Origin of the sequence: Bacillus sp. FSL K6-3154, assembly GCF_040869395.1 — a bacterium.
Classification (GTDB): Bacteria; Bacillota; Bacilli; order Bacillales; family Bacillaceae; genus Bacillus; species Bacillus safensis.
The window spans coordinates 3,152,292-3,172,058 of the sequence record NZ_CP152033.1 but is presented as its reverse complement, the minus strand read 5'-3'; the positions used below and the strand labels follow the sequence as shown (position 1 = coordinate 3,172,058).

The window sequence follows — 19,767 nt, the reverse complement described above, 5'->3', positions numbered from 1 at the left end:
ACATCAGAAGTTTTTTAGAGAAGGTGAAATAATTTGATGAAATTTGCTTTAAGGCTATTGAGCGTGATCACAACGTTTGTGATGCTGATCGTACTGATTGGCGGTGCGCTTGTGACGAAAACCGGTTCGGGTCTTGGCTGCGGTAGACAGTGGCCCCTTTGCCACGGTCGTTTCTTTCCTGAAATGAACCCCGCTTCCATCATCGAATGGAGTCACCGCATGTCAACAGGGGTTTCCACCATTCTTGTTCTGGCACTGGCGGTCTTATGCTGGAAAAAAATTAGTCCAGTATTCCGTGAAACCAAATTTTTGGTCATCATGTCCATTATATTCTTAATGCTTCAAGCGCTGTTAGGAGCTCTTGCCGTCGTATTTGGTTCTAACGCACTTGTAATGGCACTGCACTTCGGTATTTCACTCATTTCATTTGCTTCAGTATTACTGCTTGCACTTCTTGTCTTTGAAGCAACCAGATCTGAAACAAAGCTTGTGAAGCCGCTTCATATCGGCAAAAAAATGCAGTTCCATATTTATGGGTTGATCACCTATACGTATATCGTGGTATATACGGGCGCTTATGTGAGACATACAAAGTCAAGCCTTGCTTGTTCTGTCTTCCCGTTTTGTTCAAAAGACGGTGCGCTTCCAACGTATTTTAATCAGTGGGTTCAAATGTCTCACCGAGCAGCAGCACTTCTTTTATTCGTCTGGATATTTGTCGCAATGTTCCATGCCATGAAACATTATAAAGAACAGAAGCAGCTTTATTATGGGTGGATTATCTCAGCCATTCTGATTACACTTCAAGCCATTTCAGGTGTGATGTCTGTTTATTCTCAGCTTGCACTTGGTTACGCGCTGGCTCATTCATTCTTTATTTCTTGTTTGTTTGGGGTACTATGCTACTTCTGCTTACTCATTGCCCGGTTTAAATATGAAAGCAAAGAGCCATTTAGATAAGAATTGTATCCCCCTTTCATGTGGAGAGGGGGATTTTTTATTGTTGTTTTGCATTTTCGAATAGTGAAATGGCCTTTTTGCGTCTTTCCTTGTGATCAACTGTCGGCAGCGGATATGTATCCCCTAGTACACAGCTCGATTTCAGTTGTTCATCGGTCGGCATTTTACTTGGTTCATGAATCCATTTTTCATCAACATGCTCTAGCTCTGGTACATATTTTCTAATATATTCCCCGCTTGGATCAAACCGCTTCGACTGGGTCGTTGGGTTAAAAATACGGAAGTACGGCACGGCATCTGTCCCAACAGAAGCTGCCCACTGAAATCCTCCGATATTCGAAGCCTCATCATAATCCACAAGCTTTTTTGCAAAATACGCTTCTCCCTTTCTCCAATCAATCAAATAATCCTTTGTTAAAAATGAGGCGGTGACCATTCTTAAACGATTATGCATCCAGCCTTCCTCATTTAATTGTCTCATCCCTGCATCAACGAGAGGAAAGCCTGTTTCACCTTTACACCATGCTTCAAACAGCGTCTCATCTTCATTCCATTTCATCCCTTGAAACACTGAATTGATTTCTTTTTCTTTCATCTCTGGATAATGAGCATAAATCATATGGTAAAAATCTCGCCACGCCAGCTCTTTAATAAAGGTTTCTCTGCCCTCGTCTTCAAACAGTGCTTCCTCATCTACCGCATGAAAGATCGTTCGAATTGAGATGGTCCCTGTTTTTAAGAAACGTGACAGCTTGCTCGTTCCAAAAACAGATGGAATATCTCGTTTTTCATGGTAACGTGTTAGTCTTTTTTGGATAAAGTCATGCAGCGTGTTCATCGCTTTGTGTGAGCCGATTTGATCAAATTTTCTTGAGCATCTCATGATTATACTGCGCAGTTTGTCATTCCCTTTGTGTGAAAGTGACTCATCACAAATCGTATGAGCGCTATTGAGAAATGATTTGTCAACTTTTATCACAGGCTGCTTCTCTTGCTTTCGCCATGATTGATAGTATGGAGTAAATACTTGATAATGAGTGCCATCCGCTTTTAAAATATCTTGCGCCCCGTGAAGGTGTGTATCTTGCCATTTTGATACATGAATGCCCTTCTTTTCTAAAAAAGCGGTTACTTGATGGTCACGCTTTTGACCGATTCCCACTTGATCTTCATTAAAAAAGACAGCTTTGATGTCATACACTCCGATAACTTGCTGAAAGGCACGCAAGACATCTCCATAGAGAAGGTGAATATACATTTGAGATTCTCTTGCTTCCTTGACGAAATGCGCCAAGTTTTGAAAAAAATGTTCGTTGTTTAAATCGAGGTCCATTTCAGTAAAAAATGGATCTAGATGATAAAGAGCAAATAATTTGTACTCGTGTTTTTTTGCATATGTGATCGCTTTTGATAAGGCGATATGATCATCTAATCGCATATCCCGGCGAAACCAAATCACAACAATCTTGTCCAACCTTCTTCACCTCACTCTATAGTGTAATCACTCTCACTTGCTGCTGCACATTTTAATGCGCTCAAAAAAAAAGACACATCACGGTGGATGTGTCTCACTTCTTATTCAGGCTTTAATACAATTAAAAGATCACCGGTTTGAATCGGTTCTCCATTTGTCACATGTATTTCATCTACGACCGCAGAAAATGGGGCTTGTACAGTCGTTTCCATTTTCATGGCTTCATTGATCATCAAATGCTCTCCTTGTGAAATTTTCTGCCCTTTTTCGACGAGTACTTTGATGACAGTGCCTGGCATCGATGCGGCGATGTGATTTGGATTTGAACGGTCCGCCTTCATTTTTTCTTGAACGGAAGATTTGATGCTTTCATCCTTAATCACCACTTCACGCGGCTGGCCATTTAACTCAAAGTAAAGAACTCTTGTGGCATCTGGATTCGGTTCACCAATTGATACGAGTTTGACAATCAGGGTTTTTCCTTTTTCGATTTCTACCTCAATCTCTTCTCCAAGCCTCATCCCGTAGAAGAACGTTGGTGTATCAAGAACAGAGATGTCACCATAGCTTTCTGCTGTTTGGACAAATTCAGAAAAGACTTTCGGATATAAAGCATACGCAATTGCGTCTTGCTCTGTTAACGTCAGGTCATGAGATTCTTTGAACTGCTTCTTAATGTCTTCAAAGTCCACTGGCTTCAGCTTCTCACCAGGTCTGACAGTAAGAGGCTCTTCCCCTTTTAAAATCAGCTTTTGCAGCTTTTCTGGGAATCCGCCATGCGGCTGGCCTAAATAGCCTTTAAATAATTCCACAACAGAATCCGGGAAGTCTAGTGTTGCGCCTTTTTCATAAACATCTTCTTCTGTAAGATCATTTTGCACCATATAAAGTGCCATATCTCCAACTACTTTAGAGGATGGTGTTACCTTTACAATATCACCAAACATGTCATTCACACGTCTGTACATTTCCTTTACTTCATTCCAGCGCTCGCCAAGACCGACACCTTTCGCCTGCTGCTGCAAGTTGCTATATTGACCGCCAGGCATTTCATGCTCATAAATTTCTGTATGAGGCGAATTCATGCCGCTTTCAAATTCATGATAGTATTTTCTGACGGAATCCCAGTATTGAGAAAGGCGTTCGACAGATTGGACATTCATGTCTGGCTTTCTTTCATGTCCATCTAAAGCATAATAAAGTGAGCTTGCACTTGGCTGCGATGTGAGTCCTGCCATAGAGCTGACGGCAACATCCACAATATCAACACCTGCATCAATCGCTCTTGCATAGGTGAACAGTCCATTTCCACTCGTGTCATGCGTATGAAGATGGATAGGGATCGTAAGCTCATCTTTTAAAGCAGAGACTAGCTCGTAGGCTGCCTGCGGTTTTAATAGCCCCGCCATATCTTTAATACCTAAAATATGTGCGCCGGCAGATTCAAGCTCTTTTGCAAGAGATACATAGTACCCAAGATCATATTTTGGACGAGATGGATCAAGAATATCTCCCGTATAACAAATCGCCGCCTCGGCCACTTTGCCTGATTCCCGAACAGAATCAATGGCAAGCGTCATGCCTTTGACCCAGTTTAAGCTGTCGAAAATACGGAACACATCAATGCCTGCCTCGGCTGATTCTTTTACAAATGCTTTGATCACATTATCTGGATAGTTTGTATATCCGACAGCATTTGATGATCTTAATAGCATTTGGAACAGCGTGTTTGGCACTTCTTGACGAAGCTCTTTCAATCGTTCCCAAGGATCTTCTTTTAAGAAACGGTACGCAACATCAAATGTAGCCCCGCCCCACATTTCCATACTAAACAGCTCTGGCCATAAACCTGCTGTCGGCTGGGCAACTTTCTTTAAATCATGTGTTCTGAAGCGTGTCGCAAGCAGAGACTGATGCGCATCTCTAAAGGTTGTGTCAGTTAAAAGGACGTTACTTTGTTCTTTCACCCAGTTAGCAAGCCCCTCAGGTCCATGCGTATCTAACAATTGTTTTGTCCCAGACGGAATCTCTTGATTGAGAGGAAGCTTCGGAACGTCTGGCTTGTCAAAATGAGGCTTCTTTTTCTCCGCAATACCCGGGAACCCATTAATGGTAACGTTACCAATATAAGTCAGCATCTTCGTTCCGCGGTCTTTTTGCTTAGGGAAATTAAATAGCTCTGGCGTTGAGTCGATAAACGATGTATCGTATTCCCCTTTTAGGAACTTTTCATGCTTAGCTACGTTTTCAAGAAATGGGATGTTTGTTTTAATTCCGCGAATCCTGAATTCTTGTAAATTTCGAACCATTTTAGCAGCCGCTTGATCAAACGTGAGCGCCCATGTGGACAGCTTGACCAATAGTGAGTCGTAATAAGGTGTAATGACCGCACCTTGGAAGCTGTTCCCTGTATCAAGACGTACACCAAATCCCCCACCTGAGCGGTAGGCCATAATTTTTCCTGTGTCTGGCATAAAGTCATTTAAAGGATCTTCTGTTGTGACCCTTGATTGAATGGCAAAGCCGTGTGTAAAGATATCTTCTTGCTTTGGAATACCAACTTCTTTGCTGTGAAGGTTATGCCCCTTTGCAACAAGAATTTGGGTTTGAACGATATCGACACCTGTGATCATTTCTGTGATCGTGTGTTCTACCTGCACCCTTGGATTGACTTCAATAAAGTAAAACTCTCCATTTGCAACTAGGAATTCTACAGTCCCTGCATTAATGTACGATACATTCTGGGCCAGCTGGACAGCCGCTTCGCAAATATCTTCACGCAATTGATCTGTTAGAGACACACTTGGCGCCACTTCAATGACCTTTTGATGCCGCCTTTGAACAGAGCAGTCACGCTCATATAAATGAATGATATTGCCGTGATTGTCTCCAATCACCTGCACTTCAATATGTTTTGGATTTTCAATCAGCTTTTCAACGTATACTTCGTCATTTCCAAAAGCAGCTTTGGCCTCTGACTTCGCACGGTCATAGGCTTCCTTCAGCTCTTCTTTTGATCTGACAATCCGCATACCCCGGCCGCCGCCGCCTAGTGAAGCTTTAATAATAAACGGGTAACCGTATTCTTCACCGAATTTTTCGACTTCTTCGACCGAATCAACTGGTCCGTCACTTCCTGGAATGACTGGAATACCAGCTTTTTTCGCTTCATCTCTCGCCTTTACTTTATCTCCAAACATATCTAAATGCTGAGAAGTTGGACCGATAAATTGAATGCCTTCCTCTTCGCATCGTCTTGCAAAATGAATGTTTTCGGATAAAAATCCGTAGCCTGGATGAATCGCATCCACGTCATTTCGTTTTGCAATTTCGATGATCCCCTCGATATCGAGGTAGGCATCAATCGGTTTCTTCCCTTCTCCAACTAGATATGCTTCATCAGCTTTATAGCGATGATAAGAGCCCGAGTCTTCTTTGGAATAAATGGCCACTGTACGTAAATTGAGCTCCGTACAGGCCCTGAAGACTCTGATAGCGATTTCCCCTCTGTTTGCAACTAGAACCTTTTGAATTGTTCTCTGTGACATTCTCACTCCTCCATATCCCTTAAAATTTTATATGTACTCTATAATAAAGGAAGAAATGAAAACTGTACACTTTTGTTTTCTAAAGATTCAAAGTTTTCTGCAATCCATTTTTTTCAACCGATGGTTTGCTCATTGATTTTTTCTTTTTGTAACGCTCTTTATATTCAGTAAACATGCTGATATTCAGCAGCATTCCCATACAGATGCTAAGTAAAATGATAGACGATCCCCCGTAGCTGATAAACGGAAGTGTCACCCCAGTAATTGGAATAAGACCTGAAACACCGCCTAAATTGATACAAGTTTGGATCGCAATCATGGAGGAAATTCCTATTGCAAGCAAACTTCCAAACGGATCTTCACACTTTCTCGCAATATAAAAACCTTTCACGACGATGAAACCAAGAAGAGCGAGAACAAAAAACACGCCGAAAAAACCAAGCTCTTCTGAGATAATTGCCATGATAAAGTCTGTGTGCGGTTCTGGAAGATACCCGTACTTTTGAACGCTTTCTCCTAGACCGAGTCCAAAAAAGCCGCCTGATCCAATCGCATAATATGAATTAATCAATTGATGCCCAGTAGCCCCTGCATCTTTAAATGGATCTTGGAAACTCTCAAAACGTCCGAGACGATTTTGCGTGAAAATTTTATCCCAAAAAAGAATAATAAACGGGGTCACGACGACCATTACTGCACTAAATAGCGCCAGCAGCTTCGCAAGCGTTTTGCCGCTAAAGCCTGAGCATAAAATCATCGCAAGGGCAATCATGCCAATGATAAAGGCTGTCCCATAGTCTGGCTGCAAAATGATAAATCCGCACAGGATAGAGACAATCACGATTGGAGGCGTGACACCTCTTAAAATATGATCAATATAATGCTGCTTTTTGGCATACACCGCAGCAAGATAGATGATGACGACAATCTTTACAAATTCAGCTGGCTGAAGACTAAAAGGGCCTAATTTGATCCAGCTTCTTGCGTTCCCTGCAATATGACCGCCAAAGTACACATAGATGAGGGAAAAAACTGAAATCAGCAGCATACCAATCTGGAATTTCTTATTTGAAAACAGCTGATATGGAACTAATGCTGTAAAGATCAAGATGACTGCTCCAACAATCATAAATAAGAGCTGTTTCTTAAAAAAGTTATCTGGCGCGGCATCGTATCTGATAACAGATGTAATCATACTTGAGCTATACACCATAACCAAACCAAATGCGCTGATTAAGATAATGGCGAACAATAATGAGTAGTCATACGATTTTAGCATTCTCTTTAACATATAATCCTCTTCCTAACGTCTGTTTCTACTGCTTGATATCTTCTTAGCTGTTCTTATTCTACTACATTTTCTCCGTTTGATCCCGTTTTACCTCTTTTATATTGTTCGTCATTCATGAAAGAATCAAGTCCGTTTGCCGTCAATCCATCAAAAGAAAATAGGGGACAAAAAAACTCAAACTTATGTTGTGGAAGTTTGAGTTTTCAATCGTTATTTTTTTGTGAACGCATCATGAAGTGCGGAAAGCTCTCTCTCAAGTTTATCGAGTAGTTTCTTGCCTTCATGTTGATCAACTAATCCAAGCCGGACAGCAAAATCAATCTCTCTCGATAATCCGAACATTTGAGTATCTAAAACCTCTTCATAAAGAGGACATTGCGGCATCGTTAAGTTGTCCATTTGCACTTGGATCAATTTTAAAATTTTATCTGCATCCAATTTTAATAAAGCCAGTGCTTTTTGCCGATGATCGACTAAAATTTCTGACGCCAAAAGTATCCCTCCGTTCCCCAGGCGAGTACCTAATTCTTCTATTTATCATAAAGCGAAACGCCCAAAATTGCAAGCAGATTTGTACAGTTCGCTTTGTGAAAATAAAAAGAAGACATTTCTCATTAAAAGATACTCATCTCATATTTTTCACTCATAAGCTCAAGCAGCTTAATCCCAGCAATACTATTCCCTTTTTCATCCAGGGCAGGACCGAAAATTCCGATCCCAAAATCATATGGTGCCGCTCCCATAATCCCGCCTGAAACACCGCTTTTAGCAGGTATGCCGATATTAATGGCAAATTCCCCGCTTGCATTATACATGCCGCACGTCACCATAAAGGTTTTACAAATTCTAGCGACATCTTTTGAAAGAATTTGCTTGCCCGTCTCTGGATGTCTGCCATCTAATGAAAAAACACAAGCAATTTTCGCCAAATCTAAGCTGTTCATCATGATGGCGCATTGTTTCGTATACACATCCATGACCTCTTCTACGTTCCCTCTAATAATATGATATTGCTTCATATAATAGCACATAGCCCGGTTAATCATCGATGTCTCAAATTCGGATGCGGCTGTTTCCTTGCAGTATGTAATGCTTTTGTCATTTGCGAGCTCTCTAATAAAGCGGAGCAGGCGGTTCAGCTGATCTTGCGGAGTCGCTCCTCTTATTAAGCTTGTGACTGCAAGCGCTCCTGCATTAATCATCGGATTCAGCGGCTTATTCGGACTTGCTGTTTCCAGCTTAATCATTGAATTAAACGGGTCACCTGTTGGCTCTTGTCCAACAAATTGAAAGACTTTTTTTGGCCCTTCTTCTGAAAGCACGAGCGCAAGGGCTAATACTTTAGAAATACTTTGCAGGGTAAAGCGTTTATCTACATCTCCTGCCGAGTGGCAAGTATTACTCACATGGTACACAGCCACAGATAAATCCGTCTGATCCGCTTTGGCGAGAGCGGGAATATAGGATGCTACTTTGCCATCTTTGGCCACTTTTTTTGCTTCTTCTACAAATCGCTGAAGCTCTTCATTGTCACGACATGCCATGCCCAACATCCTCCCTATCTTTCATGTACGATTAGTGTGTACAAGGAAAAGCATGTTTATGAAAGTGACAAAGCAGGCGAAAACTTCTATAATTTATGTTGGAAAGGGGTTGTCTTGAACATGAGCATCATTCAAATTAAGGGGAACGTAAAGTACAAGATCACCATTGATCCAAGTGTATGGATTTTTGATGACCGCAAATTTTTAATGGATTCATTTTTTGAAAAAAGCACGGCAAATGAAGAAAGTCAGCTGGATCAGGAGCTTGACCAAGAGCGGGTGATCAGAGAAGGACAAACACTTCCACCCACTTTAAAAACAGAGAAGAAGTACGAAAAGGAAAGACTCATCACAGGCAGCTTCGGGATGAAGCTGGGTGATATGCTGAAAAATGCAGAACCGCTTGAACATGCAGACACATGCGAATTTGTCACAGAAACAGAGACAGTTGCTGTTCCGCTTTCTCAGGCAATGGAAAGCATTGCACACTTCAGCCAAAATGGGAAGCCGATGACTGAAGAAGGACCAATCCACGTTTATTTCGCAGATCAGTCCAACCTCACTCAGCCGATAAAAGGTGTCAAAGAGCTCATCATTACATAAGACAGAGGGTCTGGACTACAGCAAATCAGCTGCAAGCTGTGCAAGTCCAGACCTTTCTCCTTTGACAAGCTTGACATGTCCAGATATTTGCTGACCTTTGAACCGCTCAATGACATACGTAAGCCCATTATTTAAGCTGTCTAAATAAGGATGATCAATCTGCTCCGGGTCCCCCATCAGCACGATTTTACTTCCCTCTCCGACGCGCGTTAATAATGTTTTTACCTCGTGTTTCGTTAAATTCTGCGCCTCATCAATGATGATAAATTGATCAGGAATACTTCTTCCACGGATATACGTTAAAGCTTCCACTTGAATAGAACCAATTCCCGCCAAAATCGCATCAAGTTCACCAGGTTTTTTTGTATTAAATAAAAATTCCAGGTTGTCATAAATCGGCTGCATCCATGGTCTGAGTTTCTCTTCCTTTTCACCTGGCAAGTAGCCTAAATCCTTGCCAACAGGGACAATGGAACGGGCTACGATCAGTTTTTTAAACATGCCGAGATCCTCTGTCTGCATTAATCCGGCAGCAAGTGCAAGGAGTGTTTTACCAGTACCCGCTTTTCCGATCAATGTCACAAGCGGAATATCACGTCGCAATAGCAGCTCTAGGGCCATCGTCTGCTGAACATTTTTCGGACGGATTCCCCAAACATGCTCTTGATCATAAATAAGCCGTTTCACATGCTCTGCCTTTTGATCAAGCATTCCTAAAGCAGAACCGCCTTCATTCCCCTTCATAATGACAAATTGATGAGGGTTTAATGGTGCACTTGTGACTTCTTTTATCGGCAATTGACTTTGCTTATAAAATGTATTCAATTGCTCGGTCGGAATATAGAGCTCATGATAGCCGTTATCAATGTCTTCGTTTTGCAGCACACGGTCACTTAAGAAGTCCTCTGCTTGGAGACCTATAGCATCTGCCTTTACCCTGACTAAGACATCCTTACTGACTAAAATGACAGGCCGGCCGTGAGGCTTTGTTTCTTCCTCTAAGCTCAAATTTTTCGCGACCGCTAAAATCCGATTATCGTTCGTTTTTTCAATAAAAATTTCTTGAAGTTCATGGAAAGAGCGGTGATTCAGCTCGATGCGCAGCGTCCCTTTTGACTCTAGCGTAATTTTTTCATGCAGTTTCCCTTTCGATCTCAAACCGTCGATTAAACGTGAAACGCGCCGGGCGTTTTGCCCAACCTCGTCCATGTATCTCTTTTTCGAGTCTACTTCTTCTAACACAACGGCCGGAATGACGACCTCGTTGTCTTCAAATGAAAAGATTGAATTCGGATCCTGTAATAACACATTTGTGTCTAATACATAAATTTTACTCAGGTCCTTCGCCTCCTGATCGGGGTTTCATTCATCCTTGTCTTTCCCAAAACGATTGTTAAAATATATGTTTTCATGAATAAAGTTAGAAGGTTAATTCAACAATAAAATAAATCATGCAGTTTGTGAAGGAGGGAATATAAATGCGACTATTTTTGACATTATTCATGATTCAAACGATCATTCTGTTAGGCGCTTGCCAGCAGCAGGAAAAACCAGAGGCGCTGGACAAGCAAGATGGACGCCAGCACTTAGTAAGGGTGTCAGACTCATCCAAGAAAGAGACCAATCAAGCCCGCCCATCCACAGATGTTGCGCAGCATCTTGTCAATGTGACAGAGCACGTAGCAGATGTTAATGATGCAACGGCAATCGTCATCGGCCGTTATGCTGTTGTTGGTATTGATGTAAAAGATGATTTAGATAGAAGCAAAGTAGAAACCATTAAATATTCAGTTGCAAAAGCGCTGAGAAATGACCCGGAAGGTGCAAATGCTGTTGTGGTTGCTGATCCGGATACAGTCAGCCGTTTAAAAGAAATGGGCAAAGAAATTCAAGCAGGCCGTCCTGTAAGCGGTATTATGGATGAACTGGCTGCCATTGTCGGCCGCGTGATGCCTGAGATGCCGAAAAATGAGATCGACCGTAACGAAAAGGATCCGACAAATGATCCGAATAATCAGCTCAAAGAACGAGATCAAAAACAGTTAGAAAAAAATCAGAACGACCAATCAAACCATCATATGAATCAGAAGAAATAATGAGAACGGCTTATATCTCCTGTGATATAAGCCTTTTTCTACGCTGATTTTAAGTAGCTGGAAAACATGCTATAATAAATGCAATAAAGTGAGGTGAAAATGATGAGAGTGAAGTGCTCATTATGTGAAAAGCTTGAAACCATTGATGATGATACACTCGTTGCGAAACGGTTAAGAAACCGGCCAATTCATACATATATGTGCGATGACTGCCAAGAACGCATTAAAATAAAGACAGAAGCTCGCATCAAAACCGGCAGATTCTCTCTTTATCAGGATCCTGCGACAAAAGAGAAAAAGAAGAAAAAAGGAAAGAAAGAACAAAAGACATAAAAAAAGACCTGACACATGTTCAGGTCTTTTTTTACGTATTGACTGTTCCTTCTTTTTTCGCACGATGCAGCCGTATTTTATAAATAATCAAAATGGCAGCTGCCACAACCAGTCCTTCCGCTACTGGCAGGAAGATTCCTAGAAATGTGAGAAACGTGCAGCCAAAAATCAAAAACAAATAAATCACGAGCGCTTTTAAAATCGGTAAACGTCTTGCAAAGCCGAGCTTAAAAACAATAATCGCTAAAACAAGGATGGTGCCATATAGGAGCCACATCCCTGTTTGCGGATTTTCATCGACACGAAACAGCATCGCGAAAAAGGATAGATTTTCACTTACTTCCTGATCATTCAAAAAGATTCCCTCCCCTTATCTTTCAGGGTTCTATCTTTTTAATTCTTCATGGAATTAAGATAATCCTGCTAGCTTTTTCTTCTTCGCTGCTTTCTCACGTTCGTTTTTGTCTAAAATTTTCTTTCTAAGACGAATTGATTCAGGTGTAACCTCACAGTATTCGTCTTCATTCAAGTACTCAAGAGATTCCTCAAGTGACATAATGCGAGGTTTTTTCATGCTAACTGTTTGATCTTTCGTCGCTGAACGTACGTTTGTTTGTTGTTTCATACGGCTTACGTTTACAACAAGGTCGTTCTCACGGTTATGCTCCCCAACAATCATCCCTTGGTATACTTCAGTACCCGGCTCAACGAAGATCACACCGCGCTCTTCAACACCTTGGATTCCGTAAGCAGTTGCTTTACCTGTTTCCATTGAAACAAGTACACCTTGACGGCGTCCGCCAACTTGACCAGACTGCATTGGCTGGTAGCTGTCAAACGTATGGTTCAAAATACCAAAACCACGAGTTAATGAAAGAAATTCAGTTGTATATCCAATTAAACCACGTGATGGCACTGTAAAGATCAGGCGAACTTGACCGTTACCATTGTTGATCATGTCAATCATTTCACCTTTTCTTGCACCCATTGATTCCATGACAGAGCCAGTATGCTCTTCTGGTACATCAATTTGAACGCGCTCAACAGGCTCACATCGAACACCATCAACTTCTTTTACAATAACTTCTGGCTTCGATACTTGCAATTCAAATCCTTCACGTCTCATATTCTCAATGAGAATGGATAAGTGAAGCTCTCCGCGTCCAGAAACAACCCAAGCATCAGGTGAATCAGTTGGATCTACACGAAGACTGACGTCTGTTTGAAGCTGCTGCTCTAAACGCTCTTCGATTTTACGTGATGTCACGTATTTTCCTTCACGGCCTGCAAATGGGCTGTTGTTTACAACAAACGTCATTTGAAGTGTCGGCTCATCAATACGAAGGATTGGAAGTGCCTCTTGGTGTTCTACCGGACAAACCGTTTCACCTACGTTGATGTCTTCCATTCCAGATACAGCGACAAGATCTCCCGCTTTCGCTTCGTTGATTTCCACTCGTTTTAACCCTTGGAAACCAAAGATCTTTGTCACGCGGAATTGTTTCACAGTGCCGTCGACTTTCATCAAGGCTACCTGCTGTCCTACTTGCATTGTTCCTCTGAATACACGGCCAATTCCAATTCTGCCAACATAATCATTGTAATCAAGTAGCGCCACTTGGAATTGAAGCGGCTCTTCATGGTTATCAACCGGGCAAGGAATATGGTTCACAATAGCTTCAAACAAAGATTCCATGTTTTCATCTTGCTTGCTCGCATCGTTACTTGCTGTACCATTGATTGCTGATGCATAGACAACTGGGAACTCAAGCTGTTCTTCTGTTGCATCCAATTCAATGAACAAGTCAATCACTTCATCGACTACTTCAGCCGGACGAGCAAAGTCGCGGTCAATTTTATTGACGACAACGATTGGTGTTAAGTTTTGCTCAAGTGCTTTTTTCAGCACAAAGCGTGTTTGAGGCATACAGCCTTCATAAGCATCCACAACAAGGAGTACACCATCTACCATTTTCATGATACGCTCAACTTCACCACCGAAATCGGCGTGTCCTGGTGTATCTAAAATATTAATGCGTGTATCTTTATAATTTATCGCAGTATTTTTAGCTAAAATCGTAATACCGCGCTCTCGCTCTAAATCATTTGAATCCATGGCTCTCTCAGCGATATTTTCATTCGCACGGAAAGTACCAGCTTGATGGAGCAATTGGTCAACAAGCGTCGTTTTACCATGGTCAACGTGGGCAATAATTGCGATGTTGCGAAGGTCTTTTCGAAGTTTCACATTTTCATCTCCTAAAATAATTAGATAACTTTCATATTATATCACAATCCTCTTTAAATGCCGATCGTTTTTCTGTAAACTTATATTAACTCTAAAAAAAGGGATGGGGACATATGAAACAAATCAAATGGCTTCTATTATTATGTGCATTACTTGCAGTTGTCAGTATGGCGTTTATTGGGGTAACTCTTGCAGAAAAAAACATACTGGGTATATGTCTAAGCATTGTATTCGCCATGATTTTCATGGGTACAGGATTTACATTAAAAAGAAAATTAAACGTGCAATCATAAAATTAGTGAAAAGTCTTTTACATTCTATATGTAGAAGGCTTTTTATTTTGAGTAAAAACAAGACAAATCACCTATGAAAGCTTCATTCATCAGACGGAACGTATCTTGAAGAGTTGACAAAAGTAAGCAATCTGAACCCCTCCATTTTTCGACAAGAACTTTTATAGTTCTCCAAAATCAAACATAAAGTTACAATTTTCCTATTCTTCCACAAAGTTTCTCATGGTATGCTTTTCTTGCAACAAAATTTAACAGAAAAGGGAGAGAAAAGAAGCATGAAGAAGTTTTTGAGCAAATCGCTCAGCTCTGTTGTATTTTTCGCTTTAGCTATCATTCTTACTTTCACAACAGTAGCTCCTGGGCAAGCAAGCGCTGCAACTTTCAAAGGAATTCCTTTTGAACAGCAGCAAATCATTAAAGAATTATTGGAGAAAAACGAGCGTGTCATCAACATTCTCATCAATTCATTTGTTGAGGAAGACAACAACTACACATTTGATGTGAAAAAAGCTGTTGAGCTCGGACTAACTGAAGAAGAAGCGGCGACTGCTGAGAAATTCTTAGATCGCGCAGCTGTTCTTACAATCGTTTTCAGTGAAAGCATCACTAAAAACGAAAAAGGGAAATTGGTTTTTGATGCAGCAAAAGCTGTTGAACTTGGTCTTACAAAAGAAGAAGCGGCTAAATTCGAAAAGCTTTTCAAATCAGTGATCAGAATTGCTGATCTTGCTGGTGATGCCCTTGTTCTAGACAAAAAAGGAAACGTTGTGATTGATTCAAAAATCGCAAAAGGTCTTGGATTCAGCTCTACTGAATTACTTGTTTTCAACCAAATGCTTAAGAAAATTCCTCAAGAGCAATTGAAAACGTTCTATGATGCAGTTCAAATTGCGAAAGAAAAATTAAGCTAAGCTAGAAAAAACCCCCACCTGGTTTATCCAGATGGGGGTTTTTTATTTCAGCCAATAAAGAATGATCATCACGACATATCCCATACAAAACGCGATACTTGCTCGATATAACAGCTTGCCATAGTAGCGCTTTTCAAATTTTCTTCTTTCTTCCTTTTCATCTATATATGGCATGAGATCAGGAGTTTGTATAAAGGTTATTGGCTCTTTCATTTCGTGATAAAGGTGTTGGCAGCTCTCGCAGGATTGTAAGTGCTCTGCAACAATTTTATTTGTTTCTGCACTTGTGTCCCCCTCTATATAAAGTGGTAACAATTCTTCAATCAAATAACAGCTCATTTATTGAACTCCTCACAATGTAGCTTTCGCTTCAGCTCTAATCTGGCTCGATGAAGGGTTGTTTTGACTTTAGATAAACTCCAATTCAAAATTTCTGCTACTTCTTCATATGACAATTCTTGAATATCTCTTAAAATAAGGACCTCCCGGTAGGAATCCTTCAGCTGATAAATATGATGCCACAGCCTTTCTATATCAGCTTGTTTTTCAATGTGATCTTCTGGTGTCGTGAACGACTGCTGCTCTAAGAAATCTATTTCCTCTACGTTTGTAAAAGTCCATTTTATTTTTCGGCGATAATCATTCACAAATGTGTGATACGCAATGGTATAAAGCCATGTTTTCATACTAGAATGTCCCTTAAAGGAGGACAATCCATGCAGTGCCTTCATAAATACGTCCTGTGCAAGGTCCTTGGCTGTTTCCATATTTCCCGTCCGGCGATATAAATATTTAGTGATTTCCTGAAAATATTCTTCATAGATTTTTTCAATTTGGTCTGCTGGTCTGGACATCAAAAATAAAACCACACAGTCATCCAAATCGATAAAACGATAAAAAAGAAATATAACGAGTAAATAAACCCTTTCATACGTTTTAACTCGTCATAGTCATTCTGACCTTTCATCGGCGCTGAAGACTGCTTTTTACCCGCGTCCACATGCTGAAATTGCTGCTCGTGTGCCTTCATCCAGCTGGCTGCCTCGGCTCCCAGATCCCCTTCTTGATACAGTTCATATAAGTCTTGAAAGATGGCTTGTTTTTCTTTATCTGTCAAAACGATGCACCTCTTTTGTTCGTCCATTCACTTCATAGATTTTATGCTCATTTGATCCGAAGGTTTGTATGATGACAAGCCATGAAATGTCGATGTTCCCTTCTTTGTCGATCATCTTCACAGGTTTTATTTGTTTTTTATAGATCGTATATGGTTTATACCTTTTAAGTACTTGCTGATAGACTTCCTCCCGATCTTGATTAGATACTGCGTGCGGGATAGAAGAATCTGATTGTACTCTCAACTCAATTCCATCATCCCCTTTAAACAGATTGACGACATGTGATGAGTGATTAAATGTAAATTGTTTGCTTTCACTAGTGCCTGTTTCTTTTCTTATGTCTTTTGGCTTTTTCCCTATGATTTTTAACAAATCTTCATCGCTGACGTTCTCTTTTTTCTGTTGAAGAAACGCTTTTGACAACTTGAAGCTGATGAGTCCTTTTGATGAGCCATTAAACAGAAACTCCGATTGATCTTTTGTTGTGACCCTCACTTCATGCTGCCAATTAAAATAAAATTCATCAATGCCTGTGATTTGATAAGCTGGCGGCTTTAAATTTAAATTTTGATAAATACTGTTGACTCTGTTTTTTATCTCAGTTTCTGTTAAACGGATTCCGTCTATATCCTTTAATTGAAAGATGGCGTTTACGTATCGCGCTTGTCGAAGCGTCCCTTTTTTCCAAGTGGCAAACGCTAAACTGTCCTCTTCATTCTGAGACATTTTTGGCAGAAGAAGAACATTCGTCTCACCGTCCTCTTTTTTTACAGCTAATTGAATACGCTGTAGATCTATTGACCTTCCGCTTCTTTCGAAAAATTCAATGGTCTTTTGCCTATATTCTTTATCGGTCATCTCCTTTCCCTCTACACGACCTCGATAAGAATATCCGCTTAATTCACCTGTAAACGGAGAAATATTCACTTCATACTGATCATCTGCAAACACGTAATGGTAAGGGATAGGCTGATGACTAGCATTTAAATACAGCGATTGATGCTCTGGTACAAATTTTGAAGCGAATGCTTTTGCACTTGCTTCAGATAAGGGGCGATATTCTTGTGAAAAAGTATCTACCAGTTCCGTTTTGGTAAATTGGAACATGGTATGAGGAATATTGACAACCGGGTTGAGTAACAGCAGAAAAAAGACAGTTATACAACCAGCGCCCCACTGCCTTAATCTCAGCTTGTCCCGTAGTAAAGCAGATAACAAATCAATCGTCATAAAGCTTCCTGCTGCTGCCGCTAAAATGACAATCGATTTAAATGAAGATTGGAGCTCATACTTCGAGATAGAAGGATAAAATATATAAAGCAAGGCTGCGAAAATTAAGCCATAGAAGAAAAGCAATTCCTTCCACTTTCGGTGCCAAAACAAGCGAAAGAAAAGGTGCAGCACCAAAGCGGCGAAGCAAGCCATAAGCAAAATGGTGATCATATCTCTCCATACTAGCCCCGTATCACCGCTAAGAAAGAACTTTTTGCTTTCAGCAAACACAATAAACACTGTTTGACATAAAGGCAGAAGTAATACAGATAAATCAAAAACAAAGAACATACCTTTATTTTTTAAATAAGGAAGAGTAATCACATAGTACAGTGATGCAAGCAAGACATACCCATAAATGAGAAATTGCATGAAATCTGTCAGCACTTCAAATGTTTCGATCGTATACTGTCTAGACAGAACTTGGTGGATCATTTCAACTGTCATCCCGCCAAGCAGAACAACTCTTAATACGATTCCAGCATAAAATACATAACTACTCCTCTTTTCTTTCCATATGGGGAGTGTGACGAACAGGACAAATAGTCCAAATACACACCATTGAATGATGTGGATATTGTACTCATTTAAAATAAAATACCTTTCAAAATGGAGCGATAAATCACTAAACAAATCAAACATTGATACACAATCCTTTACATGAAATTAAGGCCTCATTCGTATAGACATCTGCCTTACCAAAAAGTTTCAGGAAAAACAAAAAATCACTTCATTCTCATGAAGTGATGTCGTTTATTTTTTATTTCCGCTTCCTTTTATGTAATCATGCAAGATTTTTTCACAAATGGATCGATTTCCAGCCACTATACTGTTTTTGTCTAGGAACGTAAGACGTTCTCCGTGAATATTTGAGTAAACGGCCCCTACTTCATCAAGCAGTACGCAGCCCGCTGCATAATCCCACGGCGCAAGCCTTAAGGTGACATATGCGTCACTTCTGCCGCTTGCAATATAAGCAAGCTCAAGGGCAGCTGATCCAATCGTTCGTGTCCCTCTCACGTCACGCACAAGACGGGCAAATGGTTTGGCGTCAAAATAAGGGCTTTCAATCGCCCATGTCGGATTAATACCCACAATGGCTTTTTCAATCTCCACATCTTTTAATGGCGGGAGCAGGATATCGTTCATATAGGCTCCTTCTCCTTTAATGGCATGGTAGAGCTCGTCATGAATGACGTCATAAATAAGACCGATTTTCCCCACACCATTTTCAAATATCCCGATTGAAATGGCAAAGTTTCGTTTTTGATGGACAAAGTTCATTGTGCCATCGATCGGATCAATGATCCACACAATTCCATCGAGTGAGGTGACCTCTTCCCCTTGTCCCTCTTCTCCTAAAATGTGATGATCTGAAAATGTCGACTGTATTTTTTCAATAAAAAAACGTTCTGTTTCTTTATCGATATTCGTGACTAGATCATTTGGATTTGATTTTGTTTCAATTGATAGACCTTCCTGCATGGACGCTTTAATACGGCTTCCTGCTTCTTTTACCCAGAGCTTTGCAAGACGGTCAATTTCCACCCAGTTTGTCATCAGATTGTAAACCTCTTTTCTATGTAGGACCTATTTGTAATAGCATACTGATATTATGTACGTAAAAGCAAGAAAAAAGCAGCTTCATACAAAAACGAACCGATGAATTGGTTCGTTTTTACCTCACGCTGTTTTACCCTTGAAGCTGCTCCCATTCTTTTCTTAGGCGCTCAAGCTTTCGTTTGCTGCGTTCGATTTGGATGTCATCTTTTTGTTCGATGGCTTCATGAAGCGTAGAAAGCTCATAATCAACCTCTAATCTCCACACAGCGATGCGATTTTTCTTCTCCTGTCTATAGCCCTGCTTCACGATTTGCTTCATTGGTCAACGCCCCTTCCAGAGAATGATTCATTCCTTGTCAGTTTTCATTGATAAAAATTCAATCGATAAGAGAAATGGTTCTTGCTTATATCGTATGAAGCGATCGCATAACCGCAACGACATTCTGAAAATTGTGTCTTTACCTATTAATGATGTACCACAAATTGAAAGGTTTTAAACTCTGCACCACGTCC

The 19,767-nt window shown here is 40.6% G+C and carries 20 protein-coding genes; 6 read left to right on the top strand and 14 right to left on the bottom strand.

Annotated elements, in window-relative coordinates:
• Positions 1-36: 36 nt before the first annotated feature.
• Positions 37-960, top strand: coding sequence for a heme A synthase (locus MHH61_RS16400; protein ID WP_024426908.1), 924 nt, complete (start codon positions 37-39; stop codon positions 958-960).
• Between the two features lie 37 nt (positions 961-997).
• On the opposite strand, the gene MHH61_RS16395 is transcribed toward MHH61_RS16400, so the two are convergent.
• From MHH61_RS16395 to glsA, 5 genes are all read right to left on the bottom strand, one after another.
• The gene (locus MHH61_RS16395) at positions 998-2,398 is read right to left on the bottom strand and encodes a deoxyribodipyrimidine photo-lyase (RefSeq protein ID WP_125586551.1); all 1,401 of its coding nucleotides are present in this window, start codon (positions 2,396-2,398) and stop codon (positions 998-1,000) included.
• Positions 2,399-2,535: 137 nt separating this feature from the next.
• Positions 2,536-5,982 (bottom strand): pyruvate carboxylase, encoded by a 3,447-nt coding sequence (gene pyc, locus MHH61_RS16390; RefSeq protein WP_034621095.1) that lies wholly within the window; start codon positions 5,980-5,982, stop codon positions 2,536-2,538.
• 79 nt (positions 5,983-6,061) lie between these two features.
• Complete coding sequence (ftsW, locus tag MHH61_RS16385) at positions 6,062-7,273, bottom strand: putative lipid II flippase FtsW (RefSeq protein WP_034621092.1); 1,212 nt, start codon at positions 7,271-7,273, stop codon at positions 6,062-6,064.
• Positions 7,274-7,483: 210 nt separating this feature from the next.
• Complete coding sequence (locus MHH61_RS16380) at positions 7,484-7,765, bottom strand: YlaN family protein (RefSeq protein WP_003212509.1); 282 nt, start codon at positions 7,763-7,765, stop codon at positions 7,484-7,486.
• 122 nt (positions 7,766-7,887) lie between these two features.
• Positions 7,888-8,817, bottom strand: a complete 930-nt coding sequence (gene glsA / locus MHH61_RS16375) for a glutaminase A (protein WP_025092372.1) — start codon at positions 8,815-8,817, stop codon at positions 7,888-7,890.
• Positions 8,818-8,937: 120 nt separating this feature from the next.
• Between glsA and MHH61_RS16370 the strand changes: the two genes are divergently transcribed.
• Complete coding sequence (locus tag MHH61_RS16370) at positions 8,938-9,420, top strand: hypothetical protein (RefSeq protein ID WP_087977216.1); 483 nt, start codon at positions 8,938-8,940, stop codon at positions 9,418-9,420.
• A gap of 15 nt (positions 9,421-9,435) precedes the next feature.
• Here MHH61_RS16370 and MHH61_RS16365 read toward each other — a convergent pair whose 3' ends face one another.
• Positions 9,436-10,758, bottom strand: a complete 1,323-nt coding sequence (locus tag MHH61_RS16365) for a PhoH family protein (protein ID WP_025092370.1) — start codon at positions 10,756-10,758, stop codon at positions 9,436-9,438.
• 140 nt (positions 10,759-10,898) lie between these two features.
• On the opposite strand from MHH61_RS16365, the gene MHH61_RS16360 reads away from it, so the two are divergent.
• Both MHH61_RS16360 and MHH61_RS16355 read left to right on the top strand, forming a co-directional pair.
• Positions 10,899-11,516 carry a YhcN/YlaJ family sporulation lipoprotein gene (locus tag MHH61_RS16360; protein ID WP_125586257.1) on the top strand — a complete coding sequence of 206 codons (618 nt, stop codon included), beginning with the start codon at positions 10,899-10,901 and terminating at the stop codon, positions 11,514-11,516.
• A gap of 99 nt (positions 11,517-11,615) precedes the next feature.
• Positions 11,616-11,849 carry a YlaI family protein gene (locus MHH61_RS16355; protein WP_223250959.1) on the top strand — a complete coding sequence of 78 codons (234 nt, stop codon included), beginning with the start codon at positions 11,616-11,618 and terminating at the stop codon, positions 11,847-11,849.
• Between the two features lie 31 nt (positions 11,850-11,880).
• Here the strand turns inward: MHH61_RS16355 and MHH61_RS16350 are convergent, their stop codons facing one another.
• The gene (locus tag MHH61_RS16350; protein ID WP_003210819.1) at positions 11,881-12,204 is read right to left on the bottom strand and encodes a YlaH-like family protein; all 324 of its coding nucleotides are present in this window, start codon (positions 12,202-12,204) and stop codon (positions 11,881-11,883) included.
• 54 nt (positions 12,205-12,258) lie between these two features.
• Positions 12,259-14,097, bottom strand: coding sequence for a translational GTPase TypA (gene typA, locus MHH61_RS16345; protein WP_024424768.1), 1,839 nt, complete (start codon positions 14,095-14,097; stop codon positions 12,259-12,261).
• Positions 14,098-14,210: 113 nt separating this feature from the next.
• On the opposite strand from typA, the gene MHH61_RS16340 reads away from it, so the two are divergent.
• Entirely contained in the window at positions 14,211-14,390 is a 180-nt protein-coding gene (locus MHH61_RS16340; RefSeq protein WP_024426900.1) for a DUF5325 family protein, read from the top strand.
• 275 nt (positions 14,391-14,665) lie between these two features.
• A complete protein-coding gene (locus MHH61_RS16335) occupies positions 14,666-15,301 on the top strand; it encodes a hypothetical protein (protein WP_024424766.1) in 636 nt (211 codons plus the stop codon).
• A 42-nt stretch (positions 15,302-15,343) separates the two neighbouring features.
• On the opposite strand, the gene MHH61_RS16330 is transcribed toward MHH61_RS16335, so the two are convergent.
• The 6 genes from MHH61_RS16330 to MHH61_RS16305 form a co-directional block, all read right to left on the bottom strand.
• Entirely contained in the window at positions 15,344-15,640 is a 297-nt protein-coding gene (locus tag MHH61_RS16330) for an anti-sigma factor (protein WP_024426899.1), read from the bottom strand.
• Positions 15,637-16,155 carry a sigma-70 family RNA polymerase sigma factor gene (locus MHH61_RS16325; RefSeq protein WP_206427962.1) on the bottom strand — a complete coding sequence of 173 codons (519 nt, stop codon included), beginning with the start codon at positions 16,153-16,155 and terminating at the stop codon, positions 15,637-15,639. Before MHH61_RS16325 ends, MHH61_RS16330 begins: the two co-directional genes overlap by 4 nt.
• The gene (locus tag MHH61_RS16320) at positions 16,155-16,418 is read right to left on the bottom strand and encodes a hypothetical protein (protein ID WP_125586261.1); all 264 of its coding nucleotides are present in this window, start codon (positions 16,416-16,418) and stop codon (positions 16,155-16,157) included. The genes MHH61_RS16325 and MHH61_RS16320 overlap by 1 nt, the downstream gene beginning before the upstream one ends.
• On the bottom strand, positions 16,408-18,333 hold the full coding sequence (locus MHH61_RS16315; protein ID WP_125586263.1) for a hypothetical protein: 1,926 nt from the start codon (positions 18,331-18,333) through the stop codon (positions 16,408-16,410). The genes MHH61_RS16320 and MHH61_RS16315 overlap by 11 nt, the downstream gene beginning before the upstream one ends.
• Before the next feature lie 111 nt (positions 18,334-18,444).
• Complete coding sequence (locus tag MHH61_RS16310) at positions 18,445-19,251, bottom strand: inositol monophosphatase family protein (protein ID WP_024426895.1); 807 nt, start codon at positions 19,249-19,251, stop codon at positions 18,445-18,447.
• 133 nt (positions 19,252-19,384) lie between these two features.
• Positions 19,385-19,573 carry a hypothetical protein gene (locus MHH61_RS16305; RefSeq protein ID WP_024424761.1) on the bottom strand — a complete coding sequence of 63 codons (189 nt, stop codon included), beginning with the start codon at positions 19,571-19,573 and terminating at the stop codon, positions 19,385-19,387.
• Positions 19,574-19,767 lie beyond the last annotated feature (194 nt).

Excerpts from the sequence above, each read along its gene's own strand:
- MHH61_RS16400 (WP_024426908.1), top strand. The coding sequence starts at position 37 with ATGAAATTTGCTTTAAGGCTATTGAGCGTGATCACAACGTTTGTGATG.
- MHH61_RS16395 (WP_125586551.1), bottom strand. The coding sequence starts at position 2,398 with ATGCGATTAGATGATCATATCGCCTTATCAAAAGCGATCACATATGCA.
- pyc (WP_034621095.1), bottom strand. The coding sequence starts at position 5,982 with ATGTCACAGAGAACAATTCAAAAGGTTCTAGTTGCAAACAGAGGGGAA.
- ftsW (WP_034621092.1), bottom strand. The coding sequence starts at position 7,273 with ATGTTAAAGAGAATGCTAAAATCGTATGACTACTCATTATTGTTCGCC.
- glsA (WP_025092372.1), bottom strand. The coding sequence starts at position 8,817 with ATGGCATGTCGTGACAATGAAGAGCTTCAGCGATTTGTAGAAGAAGCA.
- MHH61_RS16370 (WP_087977216.1), top strand. The coding sequence starts at position 8,938 with ATGAGCATCATTCAAATTAAGGGGAACGTAAAGTACAAGATCACCATT.
- MHH61_RS16360 (WP_125586257.1), top strand. The coding sequence starts at position 10,899 with ATGCGACTATTTTTGACATTATTCATGATTCAAACGATCATTCTGTTA.
- MHH61_RS16355 (WP_223250959.1), top strand. The coding sequence starts at position 11,616 with ATGATGAGAGTGAAGTGCTCATTATGTGAAAAGCTTGAAACCATTGAT.
- MHH61_RS16340 (WP_024426900.1), top strand. The coding sequence starts at position 14,211 with ATGAAACAAATCAAATGGCTTCTATTATTATGTGCATTACTTGCAGTT.
- MHH61_RS16335 (WP_024424766.1), top strand. The coding sequence starts at position 14,666 with ATGAAGAAGTTTTTGAGCAAATCGCTCAGCTCTGTTGTATTTTTCGCT.
- MHH61_RS16330 (WP_024426899.1), bottom strand. The coding sequence starts at position 15,640 with ATGAGCTGTTATTTGATTGAAGAATTGTTACCACTTTATATAGAGGGG.
- MHH61_RS16325 (WP_206427962.1), bottom strand. The coding sequence starts at position 16,155 with ATGTCCAGACCAGCAGACCAAATTGAAAAAATCTATGAAGAATATTTT.
- MHH61_RS16315 (WP_125586263.1), bottom strand. The coding sequence starts at position 18,333 with ATGTTTGATTTGTTTAGTGATTTATCGCTCCATTTTGAAAGGTATTTT.
- MHH61_RS16310 (WP_024426895.1), bottom strand. The coding sequence starts at position 19,251 with ATGACAAACTGGGTGGAAATTGACCGTCTTGCAAAGCTCTGGGTAAAA.
- MHH61_RS16305 (WP_024424761.1), bottom strand. The coding sequence starts at position 19,573 with ATGAAGCAAATCGTGAAGCAGGGCTATAGACAGGAGAAGAAAAATCGC.